Here is a 15,701-nt window from a genome sequence, read left to right on the forward strand (position 1 = left end):
CTGCTCGCGAAGGCGCCAGTAGCGGCACCGCCTACTTTGTGGTTAAAACACAAACCGCCTGTCAAACACCGGATCATCATCGAGCGCCAACACGCCGCTGGAGAAGATCAGGTCCAGGTGATGGCTGCCCTTGGCGCCGCCGCCCAACCCCAGATGTAACCCGCAATGGCGCTCCTCGAACCCTGCATTGCGCGCATACAGCGTCTTCACGCCTTCATTGGTGCCGATCCCCAACTCCTCAATGCGCCGATTGGATGGATTGGCCTCCAGGTACTTGTTGAAGTCATGTTCCAGCCCCAGTACCTCGGTGGCGATTTTGCTGATGGTCGAGTTCTCGATCCACAACTCTAGCGGCGACTCCAGCACCCCGTATTTGCGGGCAAATGGAATGGTGCTGAGAAAAGTCCCCATGAACTTGACCCGGCCGTTAATGGCTTCGCTGTGCGTGGCAATCTCACCAGGCGCCAGATCGAAGTTGCCGACACCGTTGATGTCGGTCCACTTCTTGATACTGCTCAACGGTGTTTCGAACCACGAGCCGTGATCATCTTTGAAACTTAACGTGGTGGCATGGGACATGCGCTGGATCAAGTGGCTGTTCAACCCGGCAATGCGCTGCGGGGTGACACTGAACGTGTCGTAGAAGTAATCGCCGTAATCCTTGAACAGCAGCGACTTCTTCCAGTTCTCGGCCATGACGCCTTGCAGCGCGCGGACAAAATCCGGGCCGTCGGGGCGTGGGTTGGGCAGGGTGGAAGAGTCGTAGAAGAAAATGTACAGATCGCTGTCGGCTATCGCCTGGGCCAGCAATTCCGTGGGTTCCAGATCCAGTCGCATGGCGCTGAAGCTGAAGCGTGGGCTGGCACCGGCCTGTTCGGCGATGGCGCTCGTCAGTGCCTGGTAATCAGCCGTGTGGCCGAGCAAGACCTTCGCCGGGTTGATGCCGGCAAGGGCAGGGTGATGTTCGAGGTAGTAAAGGAAATGCGAAATGGCGCGTTGCTTATCCATGTAGTCCTCCCTGACAAACCGAGAAAAAGTGGCAGGCACAACCGGCCGGATCGTGCCTGCCGGGATGTCTTACAGAGGCCACATCGCCGTGCCGAACGGAACAATCGCGTCGGCTTGCATCATTTCAACGGCGGCGTCATGGGTCGGTGCTTCAAACCAATCGTCCAGTTGCAGTTCAGTTTCCAAGTCTTTTTCAAGTGCTTGCATTGTGAATCTCCTAGATGACTTTTCGGTAAGTGCAGCGGCGCGTTTTCAGTCATTGAATAACCCGCCAACTTGCTGATTGATGCGTCTCGGCAAGTCGCTGAAAACCTAGTTCACAGGTTTTTAAATTGCAAAAAAATAATCAAATAAGATTTATTTGAACTTTTTATTCTGTTTTTTATCAGGCAATTTTTTAATAAAAAACAAAAAACTAACTCGACCTTTCCCTGCGGAAACGTCCTACCGTCAATTTGCAGTCAGCCTACAGTCAGATCTGATTCGGAAAATTTACGTTACGGGATGTAAAGAAATGCTGACGAAATCAAGGCTCAAGGCCCTTGGTTTGACGTTTGCGGAAGGGATGTAAGGAAAACCTTCCGCCTGACAGCCAATTAACCTTTCCGCAGGGCTCTGGCCCGCTTGTTTCAGGCGCGGTTGAAGGGTGAGATGCGCCCCATGCCTGTCGTGCAGGTGCATAACAAGAAGGAGGCGCAATGTACGCCGTGATTCATCTTCACCTCTCCCGTGGGGCGATTTTTCCGTCGCTTCCGTCGATGACCCGCAAAGGTCTGACTCTATTTTTGCAGCCGCCCGAGACCCTCGTGGCGGACACAGGCAATCCCGGCAAATGACACGCTGATCCAGTGGTGTCTGGCAGCAGGGGGTTACAGGTGTACAATGCGCCGCGTTTTAACTGTGACCTCCTGCGCATCTGCGCAAACCTCAAGGCTATCCGCCTTGTTCACTCCGCCGCGCCACAAGCGTGTCGGGTTCGATTTCGTCACAGATAAAAACAAACAGGTGACGCATGACCGTTGTAAAAACGCTGAACTCCTTTTGCCTTCGCTGGGGTTTGATTGGCGCTGCTTGAAATCGCAACCGAGCAGCAACGTCTAATGAACATCATCAAACCTTGCGTGAGACCCTTTTCATGAGTGGACAAAACTCGCATTCAGGCGAGCTGAAACGCGGCCTGAAAAATCGCCACATTCAACTGATCGCCCTCGGTGGCGCGATCGGTACCGGGCTGTTCCTCGGCTCGGCCGGGGTACTGAAGTCCGCCGGCCCGTCGATGATCCTCGGCTACGCCATCTGCGGCTTCATTGCCTTCATGATCATGCGCCAGCTCGGCGAAATGATCGTCGAAGAGCCGGTGGCCGGTTCCTTCAGCCACTTCGCCCATAAATACTGGGGCGGTTTCGCCGGCTTCCTGTCGGGCTGGAACTGCTGGATTCTGTACATTCTGGTGGGTATGTCGGAGCTGACCGCGGTCGGCAAATACATTCACTACTGGGCGCCAGACATCCCGACCTGGGTCTCGGCCGCCGGCTTCTTCGTCTTGATCAACCTGATCAACCTGGCCAACGTCAAAGTCTTTGGTGAGGCCGAGTTCTGGTTCGCGATCATCAAGGTCGTGGCCATCGTCGGCATGATTGCGCTGGGCAGCTATTTGCTGGTCAGCGGCAACGGCGGCCCGCAAGCCTCGGTGAGCAACCTGTGGTCCCACGGCGGCTTCTTCCCGAATGGCGTCAGTGGTCTGGTGATGGCCATGGCGATCATCATGTTCTCCTTCGGTGGCCTGGAAATGCTCGGTTTCACCGCAGCAGAAGCTGACAAGCCGAAAACCGTGATCCCGAAAGCCATTAACCAGGTGATCTACCGGATCCTGATTTTCTACATCGGTGCACTGGTGATCCTGCTTTCGCTGACACCATGGGACAGCCTGTTGGCAACCCTGAATGCGTCCGGTGATTCCTACAGTGGCAGCCCGTTCGTGCAAGTGTTCTCAATGCTCGGCAGTAACACCGCTGCGCACATCCTCAACTTCGTGGTCCTGACCGCGGCGCTGTCGGTGTACAACAGCGGCACTTACTGCAACAGCCGCATGCTGCTAGGCATGGCCGAGCAGGGCGATGCACCGAAAGCCTTGTCTAAAATCGACAAGCGCGGCGTGCCGGTGCGTTCGATCTTGGTCTCGGCGGCGGTGACGTTGATTGCCGTGTTGCTGAACTACCTGATCCCGCAAAACGCGCTGGAACTGTTGATGTCGCTGGTGGTTGCCACCCTGGTGATCAACTGGGCGATGATCAGCTTCTCGCACTTCAAGTTCCGCCAGCACATGAACAAGACCAAGCAGACGCCGCTGTTCAAGGCCTTGTGGTACCCGTACGGGAACTACATCTGCCTGGCGTTCGTGGTGTTCATTCTGGGCGTCATGCTGCTGATTCCGGGCATCCAGATCTCGGTGTATGCGATTCCGGTGTGGGTGGCGTTCATGTGGATCTGCTACGGCATCAAGAACAAGCGCAGCGCTCAACAGGCGCTGCAAGCTGCAGTGAAATAACGCAGCAGGCAGCAAGACAAACCCGGCCATGTGCCGGGTTTGTCGTTTATGCGTCAGGCGTTATTTCTGGTCCAGAAAACTCTGTACCGAAGCATTGAAAAACTCCGGGTCCTGGATAAAGGCGAAATGGCTGACATTCGGCAGGATCAGCAAACCGGCGCCGGGGATGGCCGATGCCATGTATTCAGTGTGTTCACGCTTGATGGCTTCGTCATGGTCGCCATCAACAATCAACACAGGGCTTTTGATTTTCGCCAGGTCCTCTGTCGTCCAGTTCGGCTGGCTCGCCCACATATGGCTGATTTGCTCGACGAACGCGTCGTACTCTTTGGGTGTCGGCGACAGCTTCACGTATTCCTTGCCGGCGCGTTCGATGTAGGCGGCGAACGTCGGGTTCTTCTCGATACCTTCCTTGACCCCCGACGTTTGGGTGTTGGCGGCGAAGGCGAAGACCTTGCCGGTGCGCTGCGGGTAGCGCATCGCCAGGTCCAGCCCGAGGATGGCGCCGTCGCTCCAGCCCACGATGTCGGCGCGTTCGATCTTCAGTTTATCGAGCACCGCGATCACGTCGTCGGCCATCAGATCGTAGCCGTATGGTCGCGCGTCCCGGGAACTGCGGCCGTGGCCACGACTGTCGAGGGTAATGACGGTGTGTTTCGCCGAGAGGGCCTTGACCTGATGACCCCAGTAATCGGAGTTGGCCAGGCCACCGTGCAGCAACACGACGGGTGAGCCATGGCCGGTGATCGAGTAGTAGAGCTTGATGCCGTTGACATCGGCACGGCCGGTTTTGGCGCTGGTGATCGGGGCCGGGGTGGCCGGCAATGTTTCCCAGCGTTCTGCGGCATGAGCAATGTTGAATGACAGCAGGACACAGAAAGCAGCAAGCAAGCGACGGGGCATAGGTGTCTCCATTCAAAAGGCCTGATCGGCGTGATCCGGATCTTTAGCGTAGAAGCCTGCCGTCAGAAGGCTAGGCGTCGGTGTTTAAAATCATGTTGCGGATAGCTTTGTAATGTTCTGAAGTCTGGTCCTACATGCGAAGTTGCCATGTACTACAGTGTTTTCTGAAAACTCAAAAAATAGAGTAACGTTCGTTAATTCGGAATTGGCCTACAACCCGCTGGATTATTTTTGTCATAAACTGGTGCTCCAAAACATTAACGAGCGGCGCATGTGGCCAGTAACAGCTACATGACTATTACCGGTAAGCGACAAGGGTTTATTTCTGCTGGTTGCTCAGGGCATAGCTCTATAGGTAACAAATGCCAGTTTGATCACGAAGACGAAATCATGGTGTTGGCGTGCTCGCATGATATGTCTACGGGCAATGAAGGCGGTGTTGCAGATGGCAGGGGCAAGCACATGCCTATCATAATCACCAAAGCAATTGATAAATCATCACCTCTGTTGGCGAGTGCGTTGCATGAGCGTGAAGAGGTCGAATGCACAATCAACTTCTACCGCACCGCTTCGGCTGGAGGGCAGGAGCGCTATTACTCAATACATCTCACCGGTGCGCGTATTGCGCATATCAGTCAGCAAGTGCCCCACGCTATTCGTATGAACGATGCAGAGCCGCAAGAACTAGTGGCTATTCGGTATAGAGAAATTGCCTGGGCGCACGTGACTGCCGCTACAAGTGCTTATAGTTCTTGGGGGGGAAGAGAGTGAATGAAGACTCTTGTGATCTTCATGATGTAACGAAGGCAGCCTCTGATCTGGTTGCAGTCGGATGCAGCATTGGTACGACGCATTTTCCTGACGGTCTTACGCGGCTTCGATTTGGTTCGATTATTTCGTCCTATGCCAATGAGGTTATCCAAGCGGTCGATGAAGGGCTAATCAGCGCTTGGGAAGGGGTTGAGGAGATCAGGGCTGAGTATGAAGGGTTGTCGTCAAAGGCGCGGTTTTACCTTCAGAACGGTATTGGGGTTGCGGCGGGTGTTATGCAGGTCAGAGCGGGTGTCACGGTTGCTGGAACCCCGGGGATGTTTGGAGTCGTGCCGGGGGTGCTGCTGGTAGCACATGGCACCAATAATATATATGAGGGGTTAAGTAATATCTATTATGGGCCAGATGTGCCTAGTACGCTTGGCCCTGTTAGGCGTGGTTATCAAGTAATGCTGAGGGATGATTATCGAGGAAATATGATTTATTATTCATTGGACTTGTTTTTGTCTGGATACGGGGTTTTACGGTCGGTGCCGAAGTCTGGTATGTTCGAATTGTTTCGGCGCGATTATGAAAGGGCTTATCAGCAATCCGGAAGATTAGCTTTGACTTTGGAGGCGTTCGTTGATTTTTTTACTGTGAATGCAATAGCTCAAGAGAATTCTGGTTTTTATGATGGAGTCGCGAAACCTTGATTTTTTTTATATTTTTCCGCGCATTCTTGGGATGTAAATTCGCAAGCCAAAAATAACGATAATTACGTAGATTGTTAAGTACAGCATGACCATGTTTTTCCTGTCTAGGGGTATTAGTTCGGTTATCCCCCATCCAATGATGCCTGCGGGTAGACCCGAGGAGCCTAGAACTAAACAGGTTACACATAAGTAATATCTTATATTTTCTAGGCTCATTAACGATCATCTCGTTCAGTGGGGTCTTAGATTAATACAGGAATTAAAATAAAAACAACTGTCTTTGCATGCAATAACTGGCGGCCCTAACTGAAACCGGCTTCTTTAATGATCATCTGCAATTGGGCAAGGCATTCGCGGTATCCTACACGCCCTGAACCCGGACGCTTTTCCATGCTGGTGATTTCCAACAACGTGCACCTACCGGATGCCGAGATCGAGTTGACCGCCATCCGCGCCCAGGGCGCCGGTGGGCAGAACGTCAACAAGGTCTCCAGTGCCGTGCACCTGCGTTTCGACATTCCGGCCTCATCCTTGCCCGAGTTCTACAAGGAACGGCTGCTGGCGCTGCGCGACAGTCGCATCACCAGCGAAGGGGTGTTGATCATCAAGGCCCAGCAATACCGCACGCAAGAAGCCAATCGCGCGGATGCGCTGGAACGGCTGACCGAGTTGATCCTCAGTGCCACCAAGGTCGAAAAGAAACGTCGTCCGACCAAACCGACCCTCGGTTCGAAGAAGCGTCGGCTCGAATCCAAGACCAAGCGTGGCAGCATCAAGGCCGGGCGCGGCAAGGTCGATTTTTAGCGGGCTTGGCGCTCTTCCCGGTACTTTTCATTGAGGTGCTTCGGCGCCTGCCGGTACAAGTAAACACTCAGTGCCAGACCGCTCAACGCGGCGAGTGCAGCGAACAGGAAGATCGAGGCAAAGCCAAAGCCTGCCGCAATCGCACCGGCCAGCGGCCCGGTAATCCCCAGCGACAAATCGATGAACAACGAATAAGCCCCGACGGCTGCGCCACGACTTGAGGCCGGCACCAGGTTGACCGCTTCCACCCCCAGGGCGGGGAACACCAGCGAGAAACCGAACCCGCTCAGCGCCGCACCGGCCAATGCCCAATGAGCGTCCGGCGCCAGCCACAGCAGCAACAGCCCCAGCGTTTCCACCGACAGGCAGGCAATCGCCACGCGAAAGCCGCCGAGGCGGTTGATCAGGTTGCCGAACAGCAGCCGCGCACCGATGAAGCTGGCGCCGAACAGGCTCAGGCACAGCACCGCGTTGTCCCAGTGCTGCGTGGCGTAATACAGGGTGATGAAAGTGGCGATGGTACCGAAACCGATGGAACCCAGCGCCAGACCGCAACCATGTGGCAGCACGCGACCGAGCACATGCATGAACGGCAAACGTTCACCGACCACAATCGGCGCAGCGGTCTTCGGCCAGGCCAGCACCAGACCGAGGACGGCCAGCAACACGATGCTCACGCCCATGCTCCACAAACCCAATTGACTGACCAGCAGCACGCCCAGCGGTGCGCCGACCGCCAGTGCGCCATAACTGGCGATGCCGTTCCAGGAGATGACCTTGGCGGTATTCGCCGCGCCGACCCGACCGATGCCCCAGCCGATCGAACCGGAGCCCACCAGGCTTTCCGCGCTGCCGAGCACCAGACGTCCGATCAACAGGCTGATCAAGCTCAAGGTCGGCAGGCTTTGGGTCCAGGCGGAAATCAACATGAACACGCCGCTCAAACCGCAGCCGGCGAGGCCGTACATCACGGCGAGTTTACTGCCCTTGTTGTCGATGATTTTCCCTGCAAACGGACGGCTGAGCAGGGTGGCCAGGTATTGCACGCTGATCACCAGCCCGGCGATGACGGCGCCGAAGCCCAGATCGCTGTGGACGTAGCCCGGCAACACGGCCAGGGGAATGCCGATATTCAGATAGCCGATGAAGGTGAACAGGACGATGGAAACGACTTGCAGCGTGACCGCCAGGGGGCGCTGGTTTTCAGACATGGGTAAAGATCCACGGGGAAGCAGGATAGATAGGCTGCTTATGATAGCGGCGCGAGCGGCTGCGGGTCGTGGAAAAAGTAAAACTATTTGCCGGGCGGGGATGAGAATCAGGTTTTGGCGGGAGCGACCAGGTGCGTGGTGACCAGGGCGGCCAGGGCGTTTTCTTCGCTGCCGAAACGGGCGAGCAGCGCGGCGCGTTTCTCGGGGGACAGGCGATTCCAGATCTCGATCATCTTCTCGGTAGTACCGATCAGGACGCTGGCTTGCTGAGCTTCGTCAAAAGTAGGGCTGAAGTCGTCGGTCATGGTGGGGCTCGGGATTCAGGCGGTGTGGAAAGCGCATGTTAGCGCTTTCCACACGGTCTGGCATTGCAGGTGAATCAGTCTTCGCTGTCGGCCTTGCGGCGTTCAGTGGCTTCTTTCGGCTCGGGCTGTTGGGCACCGGCTTGGTGCGTGGGCGTCTGCTCAGTTTCGTGCAGGCTTGGGAAGGGGAGATTAGGGATCTCGTGCATATCGCGCTCCTCGCAAAGTCTGTTGATAGATCTGGTAGATCCGCGCTTTTAAAAAGCTTGGGGAGGATACAGCAGAAGAAATGACAAATAGACTTTTATATCCAATTGTTGCGACGGATGGGATTGTCTAGACAGGTCTGCAAGAGGGGCGACACAAAACAATGTGGGAGCGAGCCTGCTCGCGAATGCGGTGGATCAGTCAATGTTGATGTCGACTGACACTCCGCCTTCGCGAGCAGGCTCGCTCCCACAGGGAGGGGCTGTGCAGGGTTTGATGGTTACTTGCAGACTTCGGCGATTGCCTCGGCCAGCAGGTCCAGACGCGTCGCATCAATCCCGGCCACGTTGGCCCGGCCTGAGTTGACCATGTAAACGCTGTGATGATCGCGCAGTTGTTTGACCTGGTCCGGCGTCAAACCGGTGTAGGAAAACATCCCGCGCTGTACGCCGATGTGCGCAAAGCGCTCGCGCAAACCATGAGGTTCAAGCGCTTCAACCAAACCGCTGCGCAGTTGGGCGATACGCAAACGCATGGCTTCCACTTCGTCGGCCCAGAGGCTTTTCAGCTCCGGATCACCGAGGATGGTCGCTACCACAGCAGCGCCATGATCCGGTGGTGTCGACCACAGGTTGCGGGCGATGTGGGCCAGTTGGCTGCGGATATCCACCAGCTTGTCAGCGGTTTTCGCGCAGACAATCAGCGCGCCGGTGCGGTCGCGGTACAGGCCGAAGTTCTTCGAGCAGGAACTGGTGATCAGCACTTCCGGCAACGCGGCAGCGAACAACCGGGTCGACCAGGCGTCCTGTTCCAGGCCATCGCCGAAGCCTTGGTAGGCGAAGTCGATCAGTGGCACCAAATCGCGACTGCGCACCACGTCCAGCACCCGGCGCCAGTCGTCATGGGACAGATCGAAACCGGTCGGGTTGTGGCAGCAGGCGTGCAGCAGCACCACATCGCCCTTCGGCGCTTCGTTGAGTACTGCGAGCATCGCTTCGACGTCGAGGCGGTTATCGCTGCCAACATACGGGTAGTGACTGACCTTGACCCCGGCTGCCGCGAAGATGGTTTCGTGGATCGGCCAGGTCGGGTTGCTCAGCCACACGCCACGGCCCGGCAGGCACTGGGCGATAAAATCGGCGCTCAAGCGCAGCGCACCGGTACCGCCCGGTGTTTGGGTCGCGCCGGTCCGTTGTTCGGCGATCAACGACGAATCGGCACCTAGCACCAATTCAACGATGGCCTTGCCGAACGCTGGTTCACCGTGACCACCGATGTAGGTCTTGGTGGTCTGGCGATCCACCATGCGCTGCTCGGCCAGCTTCACGGACTGGGGAATCGGTGTCAGGCCCTGGGCATCTTTATAGACGCCCACGCCGAGGTCGAATTTGCGCGGGTTGGGGTCCTGCGCATAGGCCTCCATCAGGCCGAGAATCGGGTCGCCGGGTACTCGACCGATGGCGTCGAAATGCATTATTTGCGGCCCTCGGCGTCCTTGGCCACTTCGTCAGTGCGCGCGGCCATGATGAAATCATTGCGGTGCAGGCCTTTGATGGAGTGGCTCCACCAGGTCACGGTGACTTTGCCCCACTCGGTCAGCAGGCCCGGGTGGTGACCTTCAGCCTCGGAGATTTCACCGACGGCGTTGGTGAACGCCAGGGCGTGCTTGAAGTTCTTGAACAGGAAAACTTTTTCCAGCTGCATCACGCTGTCGCGCACTTCAATGTTCCAGTCAGGAATCTGCTTGATCAGTACCGGCAGTTCTTCGTCGCTGACCTGAGGGGCATCGGCGCGGCAGGCTTCGCAGTGGGCTTGGTTCAATGTGGACATGATGGGTTCCTGAAATCGAATTATTGGAAATCGGCCGTCAGTGTCACCACGCTAAACCAAAGCGTCGGTTCCTGACAGGCTCACTTGATTCTAAAAGCTGCGGATCACGCAGCTTTTGGCGGAAATTTTGGTGTGTGCAAGCCCAGCTGCATGCCTTGCTTGACCATGCCCATGATGTCTTCGTGGGCGAGATCGAACAGGCGCTTGAGGTTTGGCAGGACAAAGTACAGCGGTTGCAGGATGTCGATGCGGTAGGGCGTGCGCATGCATTCCAGTGGATCGAAGGCCTGATGCTCAGGTTCGTCCGAGAGGCAGTAAACGGTTTCTTTCGGCGAGGAGAGAATACCGCCGCCGTAGATGCGCTGGCCTTCTGGCGTATCGACCAGACCAAACTCGATGGTCATCCAGTACAAGCGCGCCAGGTACACGCGTTCTTCCTTGGAAGCCTGTAGGCCAAGTTTGCCGTAGGTGTGGGTGAATTCAGCGAACCAAGGGTTGGTCAGCAGCGGACAGTGGCCAAAAATCTCGTGGAAAATGTCCGGCTCTTGCAGGTAATCCAGCTCTTCGCGGGTACGAATAAACGTCGCCACCGGAAACTGCTTGTTGGCGAGCAATTCGAAAAAGGTCTGGAACGGGATGAGTGCGGGTACCCGGGCGACCTGCCAGCCTGTGGTTTCACCGAGGACTTTGTTGATTTCACCGAGTTGCGGAATGCGGTCGTGGGGCAGACCGAGTTTTTCGATACCGTCCAGATATTCCTGGCACGCACGACCCTCGATCACTTTCAGTTGGCGAGTAATCAGCGTGTTCCACACCGCATGTTCTTCGGCGGGGTAGTCGATAAAACCTTGCGCATCGGGCTCGCGAGCCACGTATTGCGTCTGCTTCATGCTGCTCTCCTGCTAGGGGATTTCGTTCTTGTTATGTCCTGCTATGGACCTAGAAATACCTCAAGAAATGCAGTGTTGCAGCGCGCGAGTTGCGCTACGCGTAGGAAAATTCGTCGATTTTTGTAAAGTATTCGTTACGGATTGGCCGCAATGGCGCAGGGATTGAGATTTTCGGGTTTGAAATGGTGTGCAGGTGTCACATAATCTTGACGACTAAGTTGGCGCCTGTGCAGAAAAATCCTTGCTCAGGCCCTCGATCACTCCTGTTTCGGGCCTTTATATGCGTATCAAAGTCCATTGCCAGAACCGCATCGGCATCCTGCGCGACATTCTCAACCTGCTGGTGGAGTACGGGATCAACGTCGCTCGCGGCGAGGTCGGCGGTGAGCATGGCAATGCGATCTACCTGCATTGCCCGAACCTGATCAACATTCAGTTCCAGGCGTTGCGTCCGAAGTTCGAATCGATTGCCGGGGTGTTTGGCGTCAAGCGTGTAGGGCTGATGCCTAGCGAGCGTCGGCACATGGAACTCAATGCGTTGCTCGGCGCCTTGGAGTTTCCGGTGCTGTCGATCGACATGGGCGGCTCGATCGTTGCGGCCAACCGCGCGGCGGCGCAGTTGCTCGGCGTGCGGGTAGACGAGGTGCCGGGGATTCCGCTGTCGCGTTATGCGGAGGATTTCGACTTGCCAGAACTGGTGCGCGCCAACAAGTCGCGGATCAACGGGTTGCGGGTGAAGGTGAAGGGCGACGTGTTTCTCGCCGACATCGCGCCGCTGCAATCAGAGCATGACGACAGCGAAGCCATGGCTGGCGCGGTTCTCACGCTGCACCGCGCCGACCGGGTAGGTGAGCGCATCTATAACGTGCGCAAGCAGGAGCTGCGAGGTTTCGACAGCATTTTCCAAAGCTCGAAGGTGATGGCCGCGGTGGTTCGCGAAGCCCGACGCATGGCGCCGCTGGATGCGCCGCTATTAATAGAAGGTGAAACCGGGACGGGTAAAGAGTTGTTGGCGCGCGCCTGCCACCTGGCGAGTCCGCGTGGGCAGTCACCGTTGATGGCGCTCAACTGCGCCGGCCTGCCGGAATCCATGGCTGAGACGGAGCTGTTCGGCTACGGCCCCGGCGCTTTCGAAGGGGCGCGGGCCGAAGGCAAACTCGGTCTGCTGGAGCTGACGGCGGGCGGTACGCTGTTTCTCGATGGTGTCGGGGAAATGAGCCCGCGTTTACAGGTGAAATTGCTGCGTTTCCTGCAGGACGGTTGCTTCCGTCGTGTGGGCAGCGATGAAGAGGTTTATCTGGATGTGCGGGTGATTTGCGCGACGCAGGTCGATCTGTCCGAGTTGTGCGCGCGCGGTGAGTTTCGCCAGGATTTGTATCACCGCTTGAACGTGCTTTCACTGCACATCCCGCCACTGCGCGAATGCCTCGATGGTTTGACGCCGCTGGTAGAACACTTCCTCGATCAGGCCAGTCGGCAGATCGGTTGCCCGCTGCCGAAACTGGCGCCGGCGGCGATGGAGCGGCTCAGTCACTACCATTGGCCGGGCAATGTTCGGCAATTGGAAAATGTGTTGTTCCAGGCGGTTTCCTTGTGCGAAGGCGGGACCGTCAAGGCCGAACATATTCGCCTGCCGGACTACGGCGTGCGTCAGCCACTTGGCGATTTCTCGCTCGAGGGCGGGCTGGACGAAATTGTCGGGCGTTTCGAGAAAGCGGTGCTTGAGCGCTTGTATTCGGAACATCCGAGCAGCCGGCAGTTGGGCAAGCGGCTGGGGGTTTCGCATACGACCATTGCCAATAAGTTGCGAGAGTATGAGGTTGGTAAAGAACCCGGCAACACATAGGTCCCTGTAGCAGCTGCCGAGCTTGCGAGGCTGCGTTCGGCTGCGCAGCAGTCGTGAATTCAGGCGCCGCATTGTTTCAGGATGACCGCGCGCGCCGGGTTTACGACTGCTGCGCAGCCGAACGCAGCCTCGCAAGCTCGACAGCTGCTACAACAACGCGTTGAGCCTAAGAGTCGGCACTTGCCGCGAAGCGGCATAACACCGCCGGTTTTTCGTCTTCGACACAATCCTCCAAACCCTCCTGAACCCCTCAAGTCCTTTGTTTGCCGGGCCCTGCGCCGCCAGAAAAAAGTTGGTCTGCAAATTGCTTGTGGCTCAGCAGTACAGCAGTGGGCGGCAAACGTCCGGCATGCAGAGGAAAGAGCGTGGACAAGTACCTTTATGTGGCAATGACCGGCGCCAGCCAGAATGCACTGGCGCAGAAGGCTCATGCCAACAACCTGGCGAACATCTCCACCAACGGCTTCCAGAAAGACCTGGAACAGGCTCGTTCGATACCGGTGTTCGGCGACAGCTTTCCGGCGCGTGCGTTTGCCCTGTCCGAACGTCCGGCCACCGACTTCTCTCCGGGCGCCTTGGTTCAAACCGGTCGCGACCTCGATGTCGCGGTGCAAGGCAATGGCTGGATCGCCGTGCAGAACCCTGACGGCGGCGAAAGCTACGTGCGCACCGGTAGCCTGAATGTCGACGCCCTGGGCGTGCTGCGGGCCGGCAACGGTATGCCGGTGATGGGCAATGGCGGGCCGATTGCCGTGCCGCCCGAGCAGCAAATCGAAGTGGGCGAGGACGGCACTATCAGCATTCGTGCGATGGGCGAAGGTCCTCGCGTGATGGCGGAAGTCGACCGCATCAAACTGGTCAACCCAGACTTCAAGAACATGACCAAAGGCCTGGACGGTTCGATTCACACCAAGGACGGCAAGCCGGCGCAAGCCGATGCCGACGTCAAACTGGTGTCCGGTTTCCTTGAGTCGAGCAACGTCAACGCCGTGGAAGAGATGACTTCGGTGCTGGCCCTGGCCAAGCAGTTCGAGCTGCACATCAAGATGATGAACACCGCCAAAGACGATGACCAGGCCATGGCTCGGGTCTTGCAGATCAGCTAATTATCAGAACGTAGCGCCGTAAAACAGGCGCACGAGGAGAATCGAATGCTTCCGGCTCTATGGGTTGCCAAAACAGGTCTGTCCGCCCAGGACACCAACCTGACGACCATTTCCAACAACCTGGCCAACGTGTCGACCACGGGTTTCAAACGTGACCGCGCCGAGTTCCAGGACTTGCTCTACCAGATCAAACGCCAGCCAGGCGCCCAGTCGACCCAGGACAGCGAACTGCCGTCGGGTCTGCAAGTGGGTACCGGTGTGCGCATTGTCGGCACCCAGAAAAACTTCACCGCCGGTAGCCTGCAAACCACCGAGCAGCCGTTGGACATGGCCATCGACGGTCGCGGTTTCTTCCAGATTCTGCAGCCGGACGGCACGACGTCCTACACCCGTGACGGTACGTTCCACCTGGACTCCAACGGTCAGATCGTGAACGCCAGCGGCTTCGCCCTGGAACCGGCCATCGTCATCCCGAACGATGCCCAGACCTTCACGGTCGGTCGCGACGGCACCGTGTCCATCACCGTTGCCGGCAACCCGGCATCCCAGGTGATCGGCAACCTGCAAACCGCTGACTTCATCAACCCGGCCGGTCTGCAGGCAGTAGGCAACAACCTGTTCCTGGAAACTGCTGCCAGCGGCGCGCCGCAAGTCGGTACCCCGGGCCTGGCCGGTTTCGGCACCACGCTGCAGAACACTCTGGAAACCTCGAACGTCAGCACCGTTGAAGAGATGGTCAACATGATCACCACTCAGCGCGCTTACGAGATGAACTCCAAGGTGATCTCCACCGCCGACCAGATGCTCTCGTTCGTAACGCAGAATCTGTAACCAAGTCTATGAGGCGGCCATGAGGTCGCCTGCAACACCGTGAGGTAGGGTCATGAATCGCTATGTATCTGTTCTGGCACTGAGTGGGATCGCCGCGCTTTCGGGTTGCGTCGGTCCGACGCCCAAGCCCAATGACCCTTACTACGCCCCGGTGTTGCCGCGCACGCCGCTGCCGGCTGCGGCCAATAATGGCTCGATCTACCAGGCCGGTTTCGAACAGAACCTGTACAGCGACCGCAAGGCGTTCCGGGTCGGTGACATCATCACCATCACCTTGAACGAGAAGACCCAGGCCAGCAAGAACGCCAATTCCCAGGTCGGCAAGACCAGCAAGACCAGCATTGGCCTGTCCTCATTGTTCGGCAGTACGCCCAACACGAATAACCCGCTGGGCAGCGGCGACCTGAGTCTGGACGCCAGCTACAGCGGCGACCGCGCGACCAAGGGCGACAGCAAGGCAGGACAGGGCAACAGCCTCACCGGTTCGATCACCGTGACCGTCGCCGACGTGTTGCCCAACGGCATCATCGCCGTGCGCGGCGAGAAGTGGATGACCCTCAATACCGGTGACGAACTGGTACGGATTGCAGGGCTCGTTCGCGCCGATGACATCGCGACGGACAACACCGTTTCGTCGACCCGTATCGCCGATGCACGCATCACCTATTCGGGCACCGGTTCGTTTGCCGATGCGAGTCAGCCAGGCTGGTTCGACCGTTTCTTCCTCAGCCCGCTGTTCCCTTTCTAGG

18 protein-coding genes are annotated in these 15,701 nt (G+C 57.4%); 9 read left to right on the plus strand and 9 right to left on the minus strand.

Going from position 1 to position 15,701, the window contains the following annotated elements; translation table 11 throughout:
- Positions 1–42: 42 nt before the first annotated feature.
- The gene (locus tag JFU47_RS25035) at positions 43–1,008 is read right to left on the minus strand and encodes a leucyl aminopeptidase (RefSeq protein WP_201186381.1); all 966 of its coding nucleotides are present in this window, start codon (positions 1,006–1,008) and stop codon (positions 43–45) included.
- 69 nt (positions 1,009–1,077) lie between these two features.
- Positions 1,078–1,215 carry a hypothetical protein gene (locus JFU47_RS25040; protein ID WP_170206655.1) on the minus strand — a complete coding sequence of 46 codons (138 nt, stop codon included), beginning with the start codon at positions 1,213–1,215 and terminating at the stop codon, positions 1,078–1,080.
- 491 nt (positions 1,216–1,706) lie between these two features.
- On the opposite strand from JFU47_RS25040, the gene JFU47_RS25045 reads away from it, so the two are divergent.
- Together JFU47_RS25045 and JFU47_RS25050 are read left to right on the plus strand one after the other, a co-directional pair.
- On the plus strand, positions 1,707–1,844 hold the full coding sequence (locus tag JFU47_RS25045) for a hypothetical protein (protein ID WP_161990829.1): 138 nt from the start codon (positions 1,707–1,709) through the stop codon (positions 1,842–1,844).
- Positions 1,845–2,143: 299 nt separating this feature from the next.
- Positions 2,144–3,556: an amino acid permease gene (locus tag JFU47_RS25050; RefSeq protein WP_201186382.1), complete on the plus strand. Its 1,413-nt coding sequence runs from the start codon at positions 2,144–2,146 to the stop codon at positions 3,554–3,556.
- 60 nt (positions 3,557–3,616) lie between these two features.
- Here the strand turns inward: JFU47_RS25050 and JFU47_RS25055 are convergent, their stop codons facing one another.
- On the minus strand, positions 3,617–4,459 hold the full coding sequence (locus JFU47_RS25055; protein ID WP_140893404.1) for an alpha/beta fold hydrolase: 843 nt from the start codon (positions 4,457–4,459) through the stop codon (positions 3,617–3,619).
- A gap of 273 nt (positions 4,460–4,732) precedes the next feature.
- On the opposite strand from JFU47_RS25055, the gene JFU47_RS25060 reads away from it, so the two are divergent.
- The 3 genes from JFU47_RS25060 to arfB all read left to right on the plus strand — a co-directional run bounded on the left by JFU47_RS25060 (position 4,733) and on the right by arfB (position 6,729).
- Complete coding sequence (locus JFU47_RS25060) at positions 4,733–5,230, plus strand: type VI secretion system tube protein TssD (RefSeq protein ID WP_201186384.1); 498 nt, start codon at positions 4,733–4,735, stop codon at positions 5,228–5,230.
- Positions 5,227–5,925 carry a DUF4225 domain-containing protein gene (locus JFU47_RS25065; RefSeq protein WP_201186386.1) on the plus strand — a complete coding sequence of 233 codons (699 nt, stop codon included), beginning with the start codon at positions 5,227–5,229 and terminating at the stop codon, positions 5,923–5,925. Before JFU47_RS25060 ends, JFU47_RS25065 begins: the two co-directional genes overlap by 4 nt.
- Before the next feature lie 390 nt (positions 5,926–6,315).
- Positions 6,316–6,729, plus strand: a complete 414-nt coding sequence (arfB, locus tag JFU47_RS25070) for an alternative ribosome rescue aminoacyl-tRNA hydrolase ArfB (protein WP_008010994.1) — start codon at positions 6,316–6,318, stop codon at positions 6,727–6,729.
- On the opposite strand, the gene JFU47_RS25075 is transcribed toward arfB, so the two are convergent.
- The 6 genes from JFU47_RS25075 to phhA form a co-directional block, all read right to left on the minus strand.
- The gene (locus JFU47_RS25075; protein ID WP_201186388.1) at positions 6,726–7,940 is read right to left on the minus strand and encodes an MFS transporter; all 1,215 of its coding nucleotides are present in this window, start codon (positions 7,938–7,940) and stop codon (positions 6,726–6,728) included. The genes arfB and JFU47_RS25075 overlap by 4 nt on opposite strands.
- 107 nt (positions 7,941–8,047) lie before the next feature.
- A complete protein-coding gene (locus tag JFU47_RS25080; RefSeq protein ID WP_201186390.1) occupies positions 8,048–8,245 on the minus strand; it encodes a hypothetical protein in 198 nt (65 codons plus the stop codon).
- 74 nt (positions 8,246–8,319) lie between these two features.
- Positions 8,320–8,451, minus strand: a complete 132-nt coding sequence (locus JFU47_RS33310; RefSeq protein ID WP_259696211.1) for a hypothetical protein — start codon at positions 8,449–8,451, stop codon at positions 8,320–8,322.
- A 278-nt stretch (positions 8,452–8,729) separates the two neighbouring features.
- Positions 8,730–9,923 (minus strand): amino acid aminotransferase, encoded by a 1,194-nt coding sequence (locus JFU47_RS25085; protein WP_207203069.1) that lies wholly within the window; start codon positions 9,921–9,923, stop codon positions 8,730–8,732.
- Entirely contained in the window at positions 9,923–10,279 is a 357-nt protein-coding gene (locus JFU47_RS25090) for a 4a-hydroxytetrahydrobiopterin dehydratase (RefSeq protein WP_008030478.1), read from the minus strand. The genes JFU47_RS25085 and JFU47_RS25090 overlap by 1 nt, the downstream gene beginning before the upstream one ends.
- Positions 10,280–10,383: 104 nt before the next feature.
- A complete protein-coding gene (gene phhA / locus JFU47_RS25095; protein WP_123364516.1) occupies positions 10,384–11,169 on the minus strand; it encodes a phenylalanine 4-monooxygenase in 786 nt (261 codons plus the stop codon).
- Between the two features lie 280 nt (positions 11,170–11,449).
- On the opposite strand from phhA, the gene JFU47_RS25100 reads away from it, so the two are divergent.
- The 4 genes from JFU47_RS25100 to flgH all read left to right on the plus strand — a co-directional run bounded on the left by JFU47_RS25100 (position 11,450) and on the right by flgH (position 15,700).
- Complete coding sequence (locus JFU47_RS25100) at positions 11,450–13,015, plus strand: sigma-54-dependent transcriptional regulator (RefSeq protein ID WP_201186392.1); 1,566 nt, start codon at positions 11,450–11,452, stop codon at positions 13,013–13,015.
- Positions 13,016–13,380: 365 nt separating this feature from the next.
- Positions 13,381–14,121, plus strand: coding sequence for a flagellar basal body rod protein FlgF (locus tag JFU47_RS25105; RefSeq protein WP_140682039.1), 741 nt, complete (start codon positions 13,381–13,383; stop codon positions 14,119–14,121).
- 45 nt (positions 14,122–14,166) lie between these two features.
- Positions 14,167–14,952, plus strand: coding sequence for a flagellar basal-body rod protein FlgG (gene flgG / locus JFU47_RS25110; RefSeq protein ID WP_008011001.1), 786 nt, complete (start codon positions 14,167–14,169; stop codon positions 14,950–14,952).
- A gap of 52 nt (positions 14,953–15,004) precedes the next feature.
- Positions 15,005–15,700 carry a flagellar basal body L-ring protein FlgH gene (gene flgH / locus JFU47_RS25115; protein ID WP_201186393.1) on the plus strand — a complete coding sequence of 232 codons (696 nt, stop codon included), beginning with the start codon at positions 15,005–15,007 and terminating at the stop codon, positions 15,698–15,700.
- Position 15,701: the final 1 nt, after the last annotated feature.

It is taken from the genome of Pseudomonas sp. TH39(2020) (assembly GCF_016650715.1).
Taxonomy (GTDB): domain Bacteria; phylum Pseudomonadota; class Gammaproteobacteria; order Pseudomonadales; family Pseudomonadaceae; genus Aquipseudomonas; species Aquipseudomonas mandelii_C.

Coding starts and splice junctions, on each gene's coding strand:
- JFU47_RS25035 (WP_201186381.1), bottom strand. CDS start 1,008: ATGGATAAGCAACGCGCCATTTCGCATTTCCTTTACTACCTCGAACAT.
- JFU47_RS25040 (WP_170206655.1), bottom strand. CDS start 1,215: ATGCAAGCACTTGAAAAAGACTTGGAAACTGAACTGCAACTGGACGAT.
- JFU47_RS25045 (WP_161990829.1), top strand. CDS start 1,707: ATGTACGCCGTGATTCATCTTCACCTCTCCCGTGGGGCGATTTTTCCG.
- JFU47_RS25050 (WP_201186382.1), top strand. CDS start 2,144: ATGAGTGGACAAAACTCGCATTCAGGCGAGCTGAAACGCGGCCTGAAA.
- JFU47_RS25055 (WP_140893404.1), bottom strand. CDS start 4,459: ATGCCCCGTCGCTTGCTTGCTGCTTTCTGTGTCCTGCTGTCATTCAAC.
- arfB (WP_008010994.1), top strand. CDS start 6,316: ATGCTGGTGATTTCCAACAACGTGCACCTACCGGATGCCGAGATCGAG.
- JFU47_RS25075 (WP_201186388.1), bottom strand. CDS start 7,940: ATGTCTGAAAACCAGCGCCCCCTGGCGGTCACGCTGCAAGTCGTTTCC.
- JFU47_RS25080 (WP_201186390.1), bottom strand. CDS start 8,245: ATGACCGACGACTTCAGCCCTACTTTTGACGAAGCTCAGCAAGCCAGC.
- JFU47_RS33310 (WP_259696211.1), bottom strand. CDS start 8,451: ATGCACGAGATCCCTAATCTCCCCTTCCCAAGCCTGCACGAAACTGAG.
- JFU47_RS25085 (WP_207203069.1), bottom strand. CDS start 9,923: ATGCATTTCGACGCCATCGGTCGAGTACCCGGCGACCCGATTCTCGGC.
- JFU47_RS25090 (WP_008030478.1), bottom strand. CDS start 10,279: ATGTCCACATTGAACCAAGCCCACTGCGAAGCCTGCCGCGCCGATGCC.
- phhA (WP_123364516.1), bottom strand. CDS start 11,169: ATGAAGCAGACGCAATACGTGGCTCGCGAGCCCGATGCGCAAGGTTTT.
- JFU47_RS25100 (WP_201186392.1), top strand. CDS start 11,450: ATGCGTATCAAAGTCCATTGCCAGAACCGCATCGGCATCCTGCGCGAC.
- flgG (WP_008011001.1), top strand. CDS start 14,167: ATGCTTCCGGCTCTATGGGTTGCCAAAACAGGTCTGTCCGCCCAGGAC.
- flgH (WP_201186393.1), top strand. CDS start 15,005: ATGAATCGCTATGTATCTGTTCTGGCACTGAGTGGGATCGCCGCGCTT.